General features: G+C 38.3%; 18 protein-coding genes. 13 read left to right on the plus strand and 5 right to left on the minus strand.

All coding sequences use genetic code 11. The features are described from left to right. Positions 1-3 precede the first annotated feature (3 nt). From ACIQLB_RS17970 to ACIQLB_RS18010, 9 genes are all read left to right on the plus strand, one after another. A complete protein-coding gene (locus ACIQLB_RS17970; RefSeq protein ID WP_400728698.1) occupies positions 4-342 on the plus strand; it encodes a Na(+)/H(+) antiporter subunit C in 339 nt (112 codons plus the stop codon). Further along, on the plus strand, positions 335-1,840 hold the full coding sequence (locus tag ACIQLB_RS17975; RefSeq protein WP_400728701.1) for a Na+/H+ antiporter subunit D: 1,506 nt from the start codon (positions 335-337) through the stop codon (positions 1,838-1,840). Before ACIQLB_RS17970 ends, ACIQLB_RS17975 begins: the two co-directional genes overlap by 8 nt. Then, complete coding sequence (locus tag ACIQLB_RS17980; protein ID WP_249076135.1) at positions 1,840-2,322, plus strand: Na+/H+ antiporter subunit E; 483 nt, start codon at positions 1,840-1,842, stop codon at positions 2,320-2,322. The genes ACIQLB_RS17975 and ACIQLB_RS17980 overlap by 1 nt, the downstream gene beginning before the upstream one ends. Then, positions 2,322-2,606, plus strand: a complete 285-nt coding sequence (locus ACIQLB_RS17985; RefSeq protein WP_249076134.1) for a Na(+)/H(+) antiporter subunit F1 — start codon at positions 2,322-2,324, stop codon at positions 2,604-2,606. The genes ACIQLB_RS17980 and ACIQLB_RS17985 overlap by 1 nt, the downstream gene beginning before the upstream one ends. Next, positions 2,584-2,943, plus strand: a complete 360-nt coding sequence (locus ACIQLB_RS17990; protein WP_400728706.1) for a Na+/H+ antiporter subunit G — start codon at positions 2,584-2,586, stop codon at positions 2,941-2,943. Before ACIQLB_RS17985 ends, ACIQLB_RS17990 begins: the two co-directional genes overlap by 23 nt. Before the next feature lie 319 nt (positions 2,944-3,262). Next, a complete protein-coding gene (locus tag ACIQLB_RS17995) occupies positions 3,263-4,060 on the plus strand; it encodes a transporter substrate-binding domain-containing protein (RefSeq protein ID WP_400728709.1) in 798 nt (265 codons plus the stop codon). Between the two features lie 78 nt (positions 4,061-4,138). Then, positions 4,139-4,798: an amino acid ABC transporter permease gene (locus ACIQLB_RS18000; RefSeq protein WP_053485396.1), complete on the plus strand. Its 660-nt coding sequence runs from the start codon at positions 4,139-4,141 to the stop codon at positions 4,796-4,798. Next, a complete protein-coding gene (locus ACIQLB_RS18005) occupies positions 4,791-5,513 on the plus strand; it encodes an amino acid ABC transporter ATP-binding protein (protein ID WP_400728713.1) in 723 nt (240 codons plus the stop codon). Before ACIQLB_RS18000 ends, ACIQLB_RS18005 begins: the two co-directional genes overlap by 8 nt. Positions 5,514-5,713: 200 nt before the next feature. Continuing rightward, positions 5,714-6,529: a metallophosphoesterase gene (locus ACIQLB_RS18010; protein ID WP_400728716.1), complete on the plus strand. Its 816-nt coding sequence runs from the start codon at positions 5,714-5,716 to the stop codon at positions 6,527-6,529. Between the two features lie 14 nt (positions 6,530-6,543). On the opposite strand, the gene tatC is transcribed toward ACIQLB_RS18010, so the two are convergent. The 5 genes from tatC to ACIQLB_RS18035 form a co-directional block, all read right to left on the minus strand. Then, positions 6,544-7,389 (minus strand): twin-arginine translocase subunit TatC, encoded by an 846-nt coding sequence (tatC, locus tag ACIQLB_RS18015; RefSeq protein ID WP_400728719.1) that lies wholly within the window; start codon positions 7,387-7,389, stop codon positions 6,544-6,546. An 11-nt stretch (positions 7,390-7,400) separates the two neighbouring features. Then, positions 7,401-7,604 carry a twin-arginine translocase TatA/TatE family subunit gene (gene tatA / locus ACIQLB_RS18020; protein ID WP_400728722.1) on the minus strand — a complete coding sequence of 68 codons (204 nt, stop codon included), beginning with the start codon at positions 7,602-7,604 and terminating at the stop codon, positions 7,401-7,403. A 245-nt stretch (positions 7,605-7,849) separates the two neighbouring features. After that, positions 7,850-9,562: a GMC family oxidoreductase gene (locus ACIQLB_RS18025; protein WP_400728725.1), complete on the minus strand. Its 1,713-nt coding sequence runs from the start codon at positions 9,560-9,562 to the stop codon at positions 7,850-7,852. A 17-nt stretch (positions 9,563-9,579) separates the two neighbouring features. Beyond that, entirely contained in the window at positions 9,580-10,326 is a 747-nt protein-coding gene (locus tag ACIQLB_RS18030; protein WP_400728728.1) for a gluconate 2-dehydrogenase subunit 3 family protein, read from the minus strand. 352 nt (positions 10,327-10,678) lie between these two features. Next, positions 10,679-11,863 carry an alanyl-tRNA editing protein gene (locus ACIQLB_RS18035; protein ID WP_400728732.1) on the minus strand — a complete coding sequence of 395 codons (1,185 nt, stop codon included), beginning with the start codon at positions 11,861-11,863 and terminating at the stop codon, positions 10,679-10,681. A 168-nt stretch (positions 11,864-12,031) separates the two neighbouring features. Between ACIQLB_RS18035 and ACIQLB_RS18040 the strand changes: the two genes are divergently transcribed. From ACIQLB_RS18040 to ACIQLB_RS18055, 4 genes are all read left to right on the plus strand, one after another. Continuing rightward, on the plus strand, positions 12,032-12,319 hold the full coding sequence (locus ACIQLB_RS18040) for a DUF6509 family protein (protein WP_370045435.1): 288 nt from the start codon (positions 12,032-12,034) through the stop codon (positions 12,317-12,319). 278 nt (positions 12,320-12,597) lie between these two features. Further along, positions 12,598-13,743, plus strand: coding sequence for a VanZ family protein (locus ACIQLB_RS18045; protein WP_400728736.1), 1,146 nt, complete (start codon positions 12,598-12,600; stop codon positions 13,741-13,743). Between the two features lie 13 nt (positions 13,744-13,756). Continuing rightward, complete coding sequence (locus ACIQLB_RS18050) at positions 13,757-15,091, plus strand: FAD-dependent oxidoreductase (RefSeq protein ID WP_400728739.1); 1,335 nt, start codon at positions 13,757-13,759, stop codon at positions 15,089-15,091. Between the two features lie 17 nt (positions 15,092-15,108). Continuing rightward, the gene (locus tag ACIQLB_RS18055; protein ID WP_400728742.1) at positions 15,109-15,582 is read left to right on the plus strand and encodes a glutathione peroxidase; all 474 of its coding nucleotides are present in this window, start codon (positions 15,109-15,111) and stop codon (positions 15,580-15,582) included. Positions 15,583-15,792 lie beyond the last annotated feature (210 nt).

Genomic DNA, 15,792 nt, shown 5'->3' on the forward strand with positions numbered 1-15,792 from the left:
CCAATGGAGTCTTTAATACTAGTGTTAGTTGGTGTATTAGTAGCTGTTGCGACGTACTTAATCCTCTCGAAACAGTTATTACGTGTGATTTTAGGAACTGCGGTCTTATCGCATGCGGCACATTTACTGATTTTAACGATGGGTGGACTGAAAAAGGGGGACGTACCACTTTTAGAAGAATCAGAAGGTCCTTACACAGATGCTCTGCCGCAAGCATTAATTTTAACGGCAATCGTAATTAGCTTTGCGGTAACGGCGTTCGTGCTTGTTCTCGGTTACCGAGCCTATAAAACGAACGGTTCGGCGAATTTTGATGAATTGAGAGGTACGCCGGATGAGTAATATGATTGTTTTACCATTAATTGTGCCGGTTATAACGGCAATTTTACTTGTGTTTTTACGTGAAAATGTCTTTTTGCAGCGCATCATTAGTTTATTGACATTAAGCTTTGTTGTCCTTATTAGTGTCATTTTATTGCAAGAGATTCAGAAACAAGGTGTAATACGTATTGATTTTAGTGGCTGGGCACCACCATTCGGCATTTTATTTGTTGCTGATTCATTCGCCATGCTCCTTGTATTAGTAGCGAATATTGTGGCAGCCATTTGTTTGTTATATGCCATTTTTACAATCGGTAAGAGCTTTGAAAAGATGTATTTTTACCCGTTTGTCCTGCTTATGGTAGCGGGAGTTAACGGCTCGTTTCTAACGGGGGATATTTTTAACTTGTTTGTATGCTTTGAGGTGATGTTACTTGCTTCTTACGCACTCATTAGTTTAGGTGGCGATAAAGTTCAGCTGCGCGAAGCGTTAAAATATGTGCTGATCAATATTGTTGCATCTTGGATTTTCCTAGTGGCATTAGCTTTTTTATATGGAACCGTTGGAACGTTGAATATGGCACATATTTCTGTCCGTGTTATTGAGGCAGGAGTTAACCCACTAATAACGACTGTGGCTCTTATTTTCTTAATTGTTTTTAGCTTGAAGGCTGGCCTATTATTATTCTTCTGGCTTCCAGGCTCATACAGTGCACCTCCAACAGCTATAGCTGCACTTTTTGCAGCATTATTAACGAAGGTTGGAATTTATGCGCTCGTCCGTACCTTTACATTACTTTTCCCAACTAATACTGAAGTGACTCATATGGTGCTAGGAATTATGGCGGGAATTACGATTATTGCTGGATGTATGGGAGCACTGGCAGGGCGAGATGTAAGAACAATTGCCTCTTATAACGTCCTTATTGGTGTTGGCTTTATAGTAGCTGGTCTAGCGATCGGTACGGAGTCTGCTTTACAGGGCGTAACATACTATTTGATGCATGATATGGTAGCTAAGGCTATGCTGTTTTTAGCAGTCGGAATGATGATGTATGTTACTGGCGAAACGGTTATTGATAAAATGAGTGGGCTTATTCGAAATTACCCTCTTTTTGGCTGGTTATTTTTTATTGTCATGTGTTCGCTGGCTGGAATACCACCATTAAGTGGCTTTTTAGGTAAGGTTTTAATTGGACAAGGAGCTATTGAGGGCGGAAATTTTGTTCTACTAGGTCTAGGATTTTTATCTAGTTTAATTGTTTTGTATTCACTATTACGAATATTTCTCTCCTCATTCTTTGGGGAAACCATTATTAGTCTAGAGGATGAAAAGCCGTTACCAAAGCGCATGGTCTTGCCATTAACATTGTTGGCAGCTTGTACAATTGGTTTAGGGATTGGAGCTGAATGGATGGCTCCGTATGTAACAGATGCAGCAAAAACACTCTACACGCCATCAATTTATATTGATGCAGTGCTGGATGGCACAACATGGCAAGGTGAGGTGAATAAATAATGGCGATGCAATTTATCTTAAATTTATTTATCGCAACACTTTGGCTATTGTTACAGGATGAAGTTATACCGCAGTTTTCGACATTTTTAATGGGCTTTATCGTCGGAATAGGGATTTTATATGCTATGCATCGCTTTTACGGCACACAATTTTATTTACGACGTGTGTTTTCAATTATTAAATTATTATGGCTCTTTAATTGGGAGCTACTATTATCGAGTTATAGTGTATTAAGACAAATTACTACTCCGAAGCTCAATATTACCCCTGGTATATTTACTTATAAAACAGCGCTTAAAGGAGACTGGGAAATAACAGCACTTGCCTTGTTGCTCACCCTTACTCCAGGCTCAGTAGTGATGGAAGTTTCTGAAGAGGGAGATATGTTTTATATTCATGCAATGGATATTGAACAATCGAAAGAAGCTGTCATTCGTTCAATAGGGAAGTTTGAACAAGCGATTATGGAGGTGACACGTTAATGATTGAAAAAATTTTACTATTGGCTCTTGCGTTATTCAGTGTATCGATTGCGTTGTCGTTGTTTCGTGTAATTCGAGGTCCTTCGTTGCCCGACCGTGCCATAGCGCTTGATACAATCGGTGTTAATTTACTTTCAGCAATCGCTATCGTCTCCATTATATTGAAAACAAAAGCATACCTAGAAGCCATTTTAATATTGGGCATTTTAGCTTTTATCGGCACAATAGCGTTTACGAAATATATTGAAAGAGGTGTGATTGTTGAACGTAAATCAAATGATTGAATGGGCGGCAGTTATACTTATATTGATTGGCTCCATTGTAAGTGTTATTAGCGCTTTTGGAATGATTCGTTTACCTGACGTATACACACGCTCACATGCTGCAACAAAAAGTTCGACATTGTCGGTCTTAACATGTCTATTAGGCGCATTTATTTACTTTTGGGTACATGATGGATATGTGAGTGTACGTTTAATTTTAGGAATTATCTTCGTTTTTGTAACAGCTCCTGTAGCTGGACATTTAATATGTCGTGCAGCGTATCGCTCTCGCGTACCTTTAGCAGAAGGATCTGGGGAGGATGAGTTGAAGGAAAAGCTATTTGCAGATGAAAAATAAGATAAGTGGGGACCTCCATTTTTGGGGGTCTCAGTTTGTCGACAAAGGGATAAACATAATGTGAATCAATAAACAAAGGTTGATTTCCACTCCAAGTGAACGCTTACAGCGGAAATTAAAATAGATTGATTTATCAGAAAATTATGTTTATAATGTTTTGTCTAAAAATTTTCAATTTAGCTTGATTATTATTTCAAAAGAGTATATCTTATTAGCAGATAGATTTTTTATTCTCTAAAGTGAATAAATATCCATTCGATTATTTCAAGAACTTAGATTTTCATAGCCAATAAAACATAAATAAAAGGAGATCATGAATATGAAAAACAAAATTTTCATGCTAATGCTCGTTCTAGTAATTGGTGTACTAGCAGCATGTGGCGCAAAAAGTAATAAAGCAAGCGATAAAAATTCAAATGCTGGCGAAGGCACAGAACAAAAGCAAGTCTTAAAAGTAGGTACTTCATCTGATTATGCACCATTTGAGTATGTTGACGCTGCAAAGGGTGAAGATATTATTGGTTTTGATATTGATTTAATTAAATTAGTTGGTGACAAGATTGGTGTAGAAATGCAAGTTCAAGATATCGACTTCAATAGTCTAGTGCCAGCTCTACAAGCAGGTAAAGTGGATGTTGTTATTTCTGGTATGTCACCTGATAAAGACCGTGAAAAAGTTGTAGATTTCTCTAATAAATATAATCAAACAGAGCAAGTGTTTATCGTGAAAAAGAATAGTGGAATTAAAAAAGAGGCTGATTTAGCTGGTAAAAAAATTGGTGTTCAAAATGCTTCTATCCAAGAAAAATTAGGTAACAAAATTGCAAAAGAAATAGATGCTACAGTTGAAGGACGTACACGAATTCCTGAAATTATCCAAGACATGATGTCTAAACGTTTAGATGCTGGGATTGTAGAAAGCGGTGTAGCAAAAGGTTATCTTGATACGAACGAAAAACTAGAAGCGTTCCCAGTTAAAGAGCAACCTGAAGACTTCAAAGCAATCGCTGTTCAAAAAGGTAGCGATCTTAAAGATAAAATTAACAAAGCATTAAAAGAATTAGCTGATGAAGGTAAAATTAAAGAGCTAGAAGATAAATGGTTAAAAGTTAAATAAGTAAGGTGAACTGCGATAGCTCTATTTCGAGCTATCGCTTACGTTTCCTTAAAAGAGAACAAGAAAGGAGGGGGCGCTGTGAATTTAGATTTTACAGCTATCATTCCCTCTATTCCTTACATATTAAAAGGGATAGGTGTCACACTTCAAATTGCAATCGGTGCATCAATCATCGGTTTTATAGTTGGTATATTACTAGCATTATGCAAAATTGGTAAAGTGAATGTTTTGCGTTGGTTTGCAGATTTTTATACATCGATTTTCCGTGGTACACCGCTTGTATTACAATTAATGATTATTTACTATGCAGTGCCACAGTTATTAGATATTCAAATTGACCCAGTTCCAACAGCTATTATTGCATTCGGGTTAAATTCAGGTGCTTATATTTCTGAAATCATTCGAGCTGGTATTAATGCGGTTGATAAAGGACAGATGGAAGCGGCACAAGCGCTCGGTATTCCATATGCAAAAATGATGAAAGATATTATAATCCCACAAGCCGTAAAAAATATTTTACCATCTTTAGTAAATGAGTTTATTACATTAAATAAAGAAACAGCTGTTGTTACGGTTATTAGTGCACTTGATATTATGCGCCGTGCTTATATTGTAGGTGGTTCAACATATCGCTATCTTGAGCCTTTACTATTTGCGGGTGTGATCTACTACATTATGACGCTTGTACTAACGTTCCTTGGTAAACGAATTGAGAAAGGAATGAGAAAAAGTGATTAAAATTGAAGATTTACACAAATCATATGGGCAAAACGAAGTACTAAAGGGTATTTCAACTGAAATAAAAGAAAAAGAAGTAATTGCTATTATTGGACCATCAGGATCCGGTAAATCAACATTCCTGCGCTGCTTAAATTTATTAGAAGAGCCCACGAGCGGAAAGATTACAATTGCTGGCGAAGTTCTAACGGACAAAGGAACAAACATTATGAAGATCCGTGAAGAAGTCGGTATGGTATTTCAGCATTTTCATCTTTTCCCTCATAAAACGGTACTTGAAAATTTAACATACGCACCGATTAATGTGAAGGGAATGAATAAGGCAGCTGCTATCAAAAAGGCTGAAGATTTACTAACGAAGGTAGGCCTATTTGAAAAGCGCAATGAATATCCAAACCGTCTATCAGGAGGGCAGAAGCAACGTGTTGCCATTGCTCGAGCACTTGCAATGGATCCAAAAGTAATTTTATTTGACGAGCCTACTTCAGCTCTTGACCCTGAGATGGTAAAAGAGGTATTAGCTGTTATGAAAAATCTTGCTGATACGGGGATGACGATGTTAATCGTAACGCATGAGATGGGCTTTGCACGTGAAGTGGCTGACCGTATACTATTCCTTGATGGTGGAAAGTTAATTGAGGATGCCTCACCAGAAGAGTTTTTCACATCACCATCTACACAGCGCGCGAAAGACTTTTTAGAAAAAGTATTATAAACGAGAAAACGCATTTAGACTTTCTGAAAGGAATGTCTAAATGCGTTTTTTTGACCGCCTTAAAGGTAACGTTTTGAGTTACTCTTTTTGTACAATCTAATGATTTTATGTGTATGTGCTTACAATTACTTTGTTTTATGCTTATAATAGGGGGGTCAGAATTTTTTCTGAAAAAGTAGCCACAAAGTGAGCGATTGCGATTGAAAAAATTATTATATGTAGCTTTTTTTGTTGTTTTTATAGTCATTTTTTTGTACGTAAACAATCACTGGCTGGTTGTAAGCAAGTATGAATTCGAGTCAGAAAAAGTGCCTGCCAGCTTTGATGGGCTACGCATTACGCAAATAACAGATTTACAGGATTCTCTCTTTGGCGAACATCAAGAGAAACTCATAGCTAAGGTGAAAACAACAAATCCTGACCTGATTTTTATTACAGGTGATTTAGTTGATAGTAATCGTTATAATTTGGAGCGAAGCTTGCAGGCTGTTAGAGGGTTAGTTAAATTAGCGGATGTCTATTTTGTACTAGGAAACCATGAAGTAGCGACGAATAAAGTGAATGTAATTTATGAGGAGCTATCATCGTTAGGTGTACATGTGTTGTCCAATGAATCGACCTTCATTGAGCGCGACGGGGAGCGCTTGGCGATTGTTGGCATAGAAGATCCGTTAACGGGTAGAACAACGAAAGAAATGCTAGAGATAGCAACAAGAAATGTTCAACCAAATGAACTAACAATTTTACTAGCGCATCGACCAGAAGTGTTTAATACGTATGTGGAGTTTGGAATTGATTTAGTATTTTCAGGACATGCACATGGTGGACAAGTTCGAATTCCTGGTATTGGTGGTCTTTTCGCACGAGGACAGGGAATATTCCCAAAATATACGGCTGGTCTTTATAAAGAAGGAACCACAACTATGGCCGTTAGTCGAGGATTAGGTAATAGTACAGTACCTATGCGAATTTTTAATCTACCAGAGATTCTTGTCATAGAATTAAAGAAAAAATAAGCACTGCGTCTTTGCTACGCAGTGCTTTCTATTTGTTTACGCTCTATACGTTTAACAAGATAGATGCTTATTTCATATAAAATAATCATTGGAATTAAGACGAGTAGCTGACTAATAAAATCGGGTGGTGTAATTACAGCAGAACCAACGCCCATCCCGATATAAGACCAGCCTCGTATTTTTTTCATGGAGTCAGCCGTTAGTACACCAATGGACGATAAAAAGAGGGTTACGATTGGTAATTCAAAGAGTAGTCCAAGTGGTACAGTTGTCATCACTAAAAAATGCATGTATTCATTTGCTGATACCATAACATCAAAATTAGTTGCCCCTATACCCACTAAAAATGAGTAGCTGAGTGGATTCACAATAAAGTAACCGAAAGCTACGCCTGATAAAAAGAGTACAAGCATGACAGGTGCATAAAGACCGAGGAAACGGCTTTCTTCTTCTTTTAAACCTGGCTTTACGAAGCTCCACAGAAAATGAACTAAAAACGGCATAGATAGCCCGAATGCTAGTGTTGTGGAAATCGTCATATAAAATTTGACAACCTCTAATGGCCCTAAAATAATTAGTGAATGCCCTCGAGTTACATAAGGAAACCAAATATTAATGGTAGAGAATACAATAATAAAAAATAGAATAAATACGATTAGCCCTTTAATAATTTGTTTGCGCAGTTCCGTAAGATGTTCAAGCAATGATGTCAATGGAAAAAGTGGTTCATCAGCTTCCGTATCCTCTTCAATTGTCACTACTGGAACTTCAACAAAAGCCTCTACAGTCGTGAGAGGCTCAGCTTCTTTCTTATCAAGTGGACTTAAATATTTTCTTTTTCCTTCTTCATATGGATCCATAGGACAACCTCCTACGAAGCGTCAGATTTTTTTTCTTCTTTTTTCGCTGTATCATCCTCATCATCGATAAGCCCTTTCGTGGACTTTTTAAACTCTGCAAATGTTTTACCGACTGCACCGCCGATTTCTGGCAATTTTTTCGGACCAAACACGATTAAAACAATTACCAAAATAATGATTAACCCAGGTACTCCAATTGCTCCAAGACCTCCCATAGTCTTACCTCCTTTTAATAAATTGTTTAGTATATCAATTATGCCTCGGCATAATTGCGTCTGGAATCGGCTTTGTGCCAACGTGATGTTGGTCACTCAGTCATGTGTTGTTGCTGCCGCTGCGCTTTCGCACAGATAAAACCCTATTGCTGTCGCTACGCTTTCGCACAGATAAATTGCCACAGGACGTGGCAACGTCTGAGTTCCTCTATTTCAGCGGGTCTCTAAACACCCGCTGAAAGAAGTTATACTAAGGAACCACCTGATTTGCTATATTTCACAACACCCTCTGCGCAGCGATAGGCTAGCGCCCCCAAAGTACCAGTTGGATTATAGCCACTATTGTGTGCAAAGTTTCCGGCACTCACAGCAAAAAGATTTTCTACATTCCAATGCTGCAGGTAGTTATTCACAACGCCATCCTCTGGCTTTAAGCTCATAACTGTTCCACCTGTATTATGGGTTGTTTGATACGGTACAATATTGTAATCAGTGATTTCGGCATTTGGGACAACAGTTTTGGCGCCCATTTCTTTCATAATGTCAGCTGCACGTGCTGAAATATATTTATGAAGTGCGCGATCCTGATCCGTAAAGTTGTACGTTAACTGTATTAGAGGTAAGCCGTAAGCATCTTTATACGTAGAATCAAGAGACAAATAATTTTCTTTATGTGGCATCGAAGCACCTTGTGCACCAATCCCGAATGAGCGTGTATAGTAATGAATAGATTGTTTTTTAAATTCTGATCCCCATGTTGGCGTATCAGGAGGTGTTGGGTTCGAGCCGATAGGGCGTGCACCTGTTTGTGTTAGAGCTATATTTCCGCCGTGAATAAAATCTAAGTCACTATGATCGAAATTATCGCCATTATAGTCATCTATACTCATACCGAGTGAACCTGCACCCATAAATGTGTTATATTGCTCATCAAAGAATCCTGCTGCTCCAGGTAATATTTGATAGCAATAGTTTCTTCCAAGTGTCCCTTTTCCAGTAGCCGGATCATATCGTTCTCCAATGTTAGAGACCATCAATAGCTTGGCATTATTAAAGACATAACTAGTGAGTACAACAGCGTTTGCTGGTTGAATAAATTCTTCACCAGATATCGTATCGATGTATCGGACACCAGTTACTTTATTGCCTTTCTTTAAGATTTCAACAACATTGGAATTATAGCGTAAGTCAAATTTACCTGTTTTTAATGCAGTAGGAACAACAGTAATCTCTGCAGATGATTTGGCGCCATATTCACAGCCGAAGCGCTCACAGAAGCCGCAATATTGACAAGCATTAATCGTTTCACCGTCAGGATTCTTATAAACTTCTGATACGTTTGCAGAAGGTACCATGTAAGGTGATAATTTTAATTTTTTTGCAGCTGTTTCAAACTGCGTAAGCATCGGAGTCATTTTCATAGGCCCAGTTGGATATGGATTTGAACGTTTTCCGCTAAATGGATTTTTATCATCTCCGGAAATACCTGCCGTTTTTTCGAATTTGTCGAAATAGGGCTCAAGTTCATCGTAAGTTAATCCCCAGTCCTGTAATAAATAATCTGGTCCAAGCTTTTTCGGACCATAATGTTTATCTGTTAATGTTTTAATTTGAAAATCATAGGGTAAGAAGCGATACGTCATACCGTTCCAGTGTGTGCCAGAGCCGCCAAGCCCTTCACCAAGTAAAAAGGAACCGAGCTGACGCATAGGCAATGCCTTCATATTGCGATTATTACGGAAGCTTACAGTTTCCTTTGAAAGATTTTGCATTAAATCATAACGAATTGCATAACGATACTCGTCATGGATCGTCATATAATCTTCTGTGCCGCGTTTTTGTCCGCGCTCTAAACCAACGACCTTTAAGCCTGCCTTCGAGCACTCTGCAGCGACAATGCCGCCAGTCCAACCTACCCCGACTGTAACAACGTCTACACCTGGTAATGTTGTTGCCATTTTCTAACCCCCTTATATTAGTGGCTGCCTAATGAATTAGGCTCAATTTTTTGGAATTTCGGATCTTCGATTTGAGTAATATACGCCATTTGATGACCAGGAAAGCCTTTCATACGCCAACCATCCATATTGCGATTCCCGCCATATATAGGGTCAGAGTAAGCGCCTTCTAATGTTGCTGCACGTAATAAAGTAAAGAAGAAAGCAGATGTGACACCACTCATTTGCACGTCACCTTTCTGGAAGGCAGTTAAAATTTCATCCATTTGCTTAGCATCTATATCATTAAAGCTCTTTTTAAAGCGATTCTGTGCCTCCGACTCTAACTTTTGAACACCTTGCTTAAAAATTTCCGCACGGGTTAAACGACTCTGATAACCTTGTGTTGGGGCACCCTCACCAAATGGACCATGCATATATTCTTTAGAATTACTGCCGTATTGCCCTGCTAGCTGATGATCGATAAAGTAAGGCACATCTAAGCCCTTTGCTCCTGGACCTAAATCATCCTCAGGGAAAATACGTTCAGTAGCATTTGCTAAAATATTAAAATCTCGTTGATTCATAAAAAACATTTTAGCTTTTGGCGAGCCAGTCTCTTCAGTAGCAGTTCCATGCTGACCATGTTCTAGCGTGGCAGTTCCTTTACCAGGCATGTTATAGCCTACAAGCCCTCCTATTAATCCACCGCCGACTAATGTACCTGCTGCAATCCCTGTTGTTTTTAAAAAATCACGACGTGAAACATCCTTTTCAGAACTCATCGAAATCCTCCCCTCAAAATGTATAGAAACTATTCTATTTTTTATATTCAGCAAAAAAAGTAAATTATAATCAGGTATCTATGGAAAAATTTTTAATTTCATCCAAAAGGTGAATCAATTTGATGTAATTGCGATAAATTGTGGGTGAGTTGTGGATTAATTGTTGATAATGTGTGGATAAATGCAGGTTGCTGAGGAATTAATTACGTCAATTGAGCAAATGTTTGTGAACAATCATCGTGGGGGAAGATAGTAGCAATAGAACGTGCAGCAAGTGATGATGAGCATGAATGAACAAAGGAGCTACCCTAGCAATGGGGCAGCTCCTATTTGGTAATTTATTATCGAAAAGTTAGTTTAGTATTTCTTGCATAGCTTCCAATAGTTGTTCGGTAGAGATAAGACGCTCGCCACCGCCTTGTACCATCTGATCACTGCCACCGCCTTTTCCATTAACGAGTGGCAGTACTTTTGCAGCAATGTCCTTCATACTTTTCTCAACCTTTGCGCCACGTGCTGCGACAAACTGAAGCTTATCTTCATTTTCTGAAACAAGTAAGACGATAGCGTCTGTCTGCTCAGCGACAACAGTCCGTGCTAATTTTTGAAGCTCTTGCATCGTACGCTGAGTAAAGGCCGCAGTAATAATGCTTTTTTTTCTAGAAACTAGCGCTTTTGCTTCATAATTTAGTAGTTCCTCTTGTGCTGCCACAAGTGCTTTTTCTGTACTTTTCTGTGTTGTTAAGATTTTTGTAAGTGCTGTAGATGCTTCAACTTCAGGTACACTTAATTGTCTTGCAACGTCAGCTAGTACTTTCTTTCGCATGGCAAGCTCTGCTAAAACTCTGTGACCGCAGACAAAGGAGACGCGAATATTACCCTTCATTTTTTCTGTGCCAAGGATTTTTATAGCACTTACTTGTCCTGTGGATGTCGGATGGGTGCCACCACAGCCGTTGTAATCAAAATCAGGAATAATAACAAGTCGAATATCTCCTGTGACGGCAACCTCTTTGCGAAGGCTATAGTTTTCAAGTTCTTTTTCTGTAATCCATTTCGTTGCAATTGGACGATTCTCTAAAATAATTTCATTGGCGCGGGCTTCCGCGGCTACAAGCTGTTCTTCCGTTAGGGCGTCCATGGCAATATCAATTGTGACCTGCTCACTACCTAAATGGAAGCTAACAGTTGGTACATCAAAAAGCTCGACAAAGGCCGCTGTTAAAATATGTTGACCTGCATGCTGCTGCATATGATCAAATCGTCGTTGCCAATTCAATTGTCCATGCACTTCACCAGCTAAACTTGAAGAGTCATCTTGAATATAATGACGAATTTCATCATTAATTTTCTCAACATCAATGACCTCGATATCATTTAAAGTACCTGTATCATGAGGTTGTCCGCCTCCTGTTGGATAAAATGCAGTATTTGATAGCACCACGTAGTTACGACCATCTCTATCAGTTCCACTGTTGATAATTGTTGCTTTAAATTCACGTAGCATAACATCTTGATAATATAGTAGCTCTTTCAAGAAAAAAGCCTCCTTTATATAGAGTATTCTTAAGAGAAGCAGGTCTCTCAATTAGTTTCATTTTATTTTGGCATAATTACTTTCAAGTGTATACGAGTTTTCTAGTTGACCCATGCTGAATTTGATTTAATATATAAAAGAACAGGTTAACTTAAAGGAGATAATACAATGGAAATTACACAATTCTCAATGGAAGAAATTTTAGATCCAACAAACATTATTGAAGGTAAGCGTTATGAATTTATTTTAGATGTAGATATTGATGAAGAAGATGAGCTTTATCATGAAGCAGGAATTGAGCTTCGTGTATTAATTGCTGAAAAAGGTGAAGAGCCATTTATTTTAAATTACTTCATTCTGGAAAAAGCTAAAGGTGAGTATTTAGATTTTGCATTAGAGGATGAGGAGCTAGAGGAAATTTTAGCATTCTGCAAAGAGGAAATTGCCAAAGCATAGTATGCTCGTGTGAAAATCCTCCAAACAAAAATTAATATTCTTATTTGGTAAAATTCCGCTTTTCTTTCAGTGGGCAGGCACGAGCTACATTGACGTACTCTTGTTTGTCTCCTGGGAGTCTACGCGGAATTTTAACTTTATGACCAAAAATATCTTTTGAATGCCTTATTTTTAAATTAAGGATTATTTAAGATTGATGAAATATTCGTGTTGTGTTCATGAGCTAAACTATGTTTAAGATATAAAAAAACGGGGATTTTTAAACGAAGAGGTGTTTTATGTCAGTTTACTCACATTCTATTATGGTAGCTTTTTTAATAACCATTTTCTCATCCTTTGTACTATTTGTACCTTGGCTTATTTATACGTATCGGAAATATGGCTACTTATCTGTATCTAAAACCATTATTATGTTCTCATTTATTTTTTACTTTTTATCGGCATTATGCTTAGTTTTGCTACCTTTCCCGGAAACACGTGATACTTGCTCTCTGCAAGCACCAGGTACAGTCCATTATAATTTACATCCTTTTCAATTTGTCACTGATATTTTAAAGGATAGTGGGATTGTTTTGACGAATCCATCAACGTGGATGTATATCCCAAAACAGCCTGCTTTTTATCAGGCATTCTATAATTTCTTACTGCTCATGCCTTTTGGCGTATACTTGCGTTATTTTCTTAAAAAAAGAGAGTACTGGAAACGTGCATTTCTATTTAGCTTTTTGCTAACATTGTTTTATGAGGTAACCCAATACACAGGGATTTATGGCATCTTTAATTGTGCGTATCGAATTTTTGATGTGGATGATTTAATGCTTAACAGTGTTGGTGCACTTTTAGGATTCTTTTTAGCTCCTGTTGTGTGGGCGCTGTTTCCTTCTCATGAAGAGGTGGCGGCTAAAGCAGCAGAGATGGTCGAAAAAGATATCGTCAAGCCATTATCTATTTTGTTAGCACTTGCAATAGATTTATTTATCGCATATATCATTTCGTTCTTCGTTGGTGTCGTAACAGGTTATAGTGGTATGTTCGAGTTTTTAGTAAAAATTGCTTTATATATGTTGCTGTTTGGTGTTGTTCCAAGCTTTACAAACGGCGCAACATTAGGGATGAAGTTTATGCGCTTTACAATGGTAAGTGAAAACGGCAAAAGTATTGTAAGCCAATCTTGGCGCCGTTGTGTCGCTATTCTCGTGGTAGTATGTACTTCGAAGGTTATAACAACTATAGGCCATATTCAATTAGATATGGATTCACCATTTTATGTATTACAAATTGTCATTACATTGCTAGCCTTTATTGCGAATTTTGTTCTAACGATGGTAATTGCTATTCATGTAATACGTGTCATCGTAAGTGGAGGCAGACGCCGTTTGTATATGGACTATTATGCAGGCTTACTAGCAACGAGAAAAAAATAAGGGGGATTGTTGGATGAAATACGTAATCATCGGAGGAGATGCTGCCGGAATGTCAGCAGCAATGGAAATATATCGAAATGTACCAGGAGCAGAGATTACATCTGTAGAACGTGGCTTTATTTATTCATATGGGCAGTGTGGCTTGCCCTATGTTGTAGATGGGCGTATTTCATCGACAAAGCGTCTAATAGCAAGAGATGTAGAAACGTTTCGTGATAAGTATCGTATTGACGCACGTGTTGGTCATGAGGTTAACGGAATTGCTGTAGACAAGAAGCTTGTTTTTGGAACACAGTCGTCTGGGGAATCCTTTGAAATTCCTTATGATAAGCTATTGATTGCAACAGGCGCGGATCCTATTATGCCAGTGGAAAAGGGTTCGGATTTAACGGGTATACACACGGTGAAAACAATACCTCAGCTAGATAATTTACTAGCCGATTTAACGCCAGATATAGAAAATGTAACAATTATAGGTGCAGGCTATATTGGGCTAGAGATGGCTGAGACGATACATGCTTGCGGCAAAAAAGTAAGATTGATTCAACGAGGTAGCTATGTTGCAAGAATTCTAGATGAAGAGCTAGCACAACATGTTCATGAGGAAGCAAAAAAGAACGACATCGAGCTTGTGCTAAATACAAAAGTAGAGGCGTTTGAGGGCAATCACCGTGTTGAGCGTGTTATTACGGACAATGGCGCATTTGATACAGATTTAGTCATTATGGCTGTGGGGATTAAACCGAATACCCAATTCTTAGAGGGAACAGGAATAGCACTAGCTAAAAATGGTGCAGTCATTGTCAATCGACATTTAGAGACATCTGTTGAAAACATTTATGCTGCAGGAGATTGTGCAACACACTTTAATATTGTGAAAGAGCGCTTAGATTATGTACCTCTTGGCACGACAGCTAATAAGCAAGGTCGTTTAGCGGGACTCAATATGTCAGGCAAATCTGCGCCGTTTAGTGGTATTGTAGGTACTTCAATCTTAAAGTTTTTCAATTTAACGATCGCCACGACAGGTATTAATGAGCGTAAGGCAAAAGAGCTAGGCTTTGAATATGAGGCATTTAAATTATCTGCCCGCCATATTGCGGGTTATTATCCAGGTGCCCAACGGATGTTTATTAAAATTGTTGTGCGTAAACGAGATCAACAGCTGTTAGGGGCGCAAATTGTTGGACCTGCAGGTGTTGATAAACGTATCGATGTGTTTGCAACTGCCTTATACAATAAAATGACATTACCAGATCTACTAGATTTAGATTTAGCCTACGCGCCTCCATTCAATGGTGTTTGGGATCCTCTACAGCAGATTGCTAGAAAAAATGCGCGTTTATAACATAGGGGGTATTAGAAATGAGCATTTACGACATTCAGGTTGCTCTAGAAGATGGTACTGAATATAGCTTAGATCGTTATAAGGGCAAGGCAATGTTAATTGTTAATACGGCTTCAAAATGTGGTTTTACACCCCAGTTTGAAGAATTAGAAGGTCTATATAAAAAATATCAGGATGAAGGCCTTGTTGTTCTTGGCTTCCCATCAAATCAGTTTAAGCAAGAGGTAGCGACTGCTGAGGAAGCGGCGTCTCAATGCCGTTTGACTTATGGTGTGACGTTCCCGATGCATGAAATCGTGAAGGTCAATGGTAAGGATGCACACCCTATTTTTAAGCATGTGACATCCCATTCAAAAGGCTTTCTCAGCAACAGTGTAAAGTGGAATTTCACAAAATTCCTTGTGAATCGTAATGGTGAAGTCGTTGGACGCTATGGATCAGCTGATAAGCCAAGTAGCTTTGAGGATGAAATAAAAAAAGTATTAGCATAATAAAGGTAGAGGATTCACGCACAGTTTTGTGTGTGAATCCTTTTTTGCTTTTTGGAAAGTAGATGTCGATTAAATTCAGAAGTTGGGTGATAAAACGCAAAAGTTTATCGATAAAAATTAAAAGTTGGGTGATAAATCCTAGAAGTGTTCCGATAAAACGCAAAAGTTGGATGACATTTTGTTAAAACGTATGTCATGTGGAAGGTTGAT

This window comes from Lysinibacillus sp. NPDC092081 (assembly GCF_044755845.1).
Classification (GTDB): Bacteria; Bacillota; Bacilli; order Bacillales_A; family Planococcaceae; genus Lysinibacillus.

Bases quoted from the DNA above. Each gene is read 5' to 3' on its own strand.
- ACIQLB_RS17970 (WP_400728698.1), top strand. From the start codon at position 4: ATGGAGTCTTTAATACTAGTGTTAGTTGGTGTATTAGTAGCTGTTGCG.
- ACIQLB_RS17975 (WP_400728701.1), top strand. From the start codon at position 335: ATGAGTAATATGATTGTTTTACCATTAATTGTGCCGGTTATAACGGCA.
- ACIQLB_RS17980 (WP_249076135.1), top strand. From the start codon at position 1,840: ATGGCGATGCAATTTATCTTAAATTTATTTATCGCAACACTTTGGCTA.
- ACIQLB_RS17985 (WP_249076134.1), top strand. From the start codon at position 2,322: ATGATTGAAAAAATTTTACTATTGGCTCTTGCGTTATTCAGTGTATCG.
- ACIQLB_RS17995 (WP_400728709.1), top strand. From the start codon at position 3,263: ATGAAAAACAAAATTTTCATGCTAATGCTCGTTCTAGTAATTGGTGTA.
- tatC (WP_400728719.1), bottom strand. From the start codon at position 7,389: ATGGATCCATATGAAGAAGGAAAAAGAAAATATTTAAGTCCACTTGAT.
- tatA (WP_400728722.1), bottom strand. From the start codon at position 7,604: ATGGGAGGTCTTGGAGCAATTGGAGTACCTGGGTTAATCATTATTTTG.
- ACIQLB_RS18025 (WP_400728725.1), bottom strand. From the start codon at position 9,562: ATGGCAACAACATTACCAGGTGTAGACGTTGTTACAGTCGGGGTAGGT.
- ACIQLB_RS18030 (WP_400728728.1), bottom strand. From the start codon at position 10,326: ATGAGTTCTGAAAAGGATGTTTCACGTCGTGATTTTTTAAAAACAACA.
- ACIQLB_RS18040 (WP_370045435.1), top strand. From the start codon at position 12,032: ATGGAAATTACACAATTCTCAATGGAAGAAATTTTAGATCCAACAAAC.
- ACIQLB_RS18045 (WP_400728736.1), top strand. From the start codon at position 12,598: ATGTCAGTTTACTCACATTCTATTATGGTAGCTTTTTTAATAACCATT.
- ACIQLB_RS18050 (WP_400728739.1), top strand. From the start codon at position 13,757: ATGAAATACGTAATCATCGGAGGAGATGCTGCCGGAATGTCAGCAGCA.
- ACIQLB_RS18055 (WP_400728742.1), top strand. From the start codon at position 15,109: ATGAGCATTTACGACATTCAGGTTGCTCTAGAAGATGGTACTGAATAT.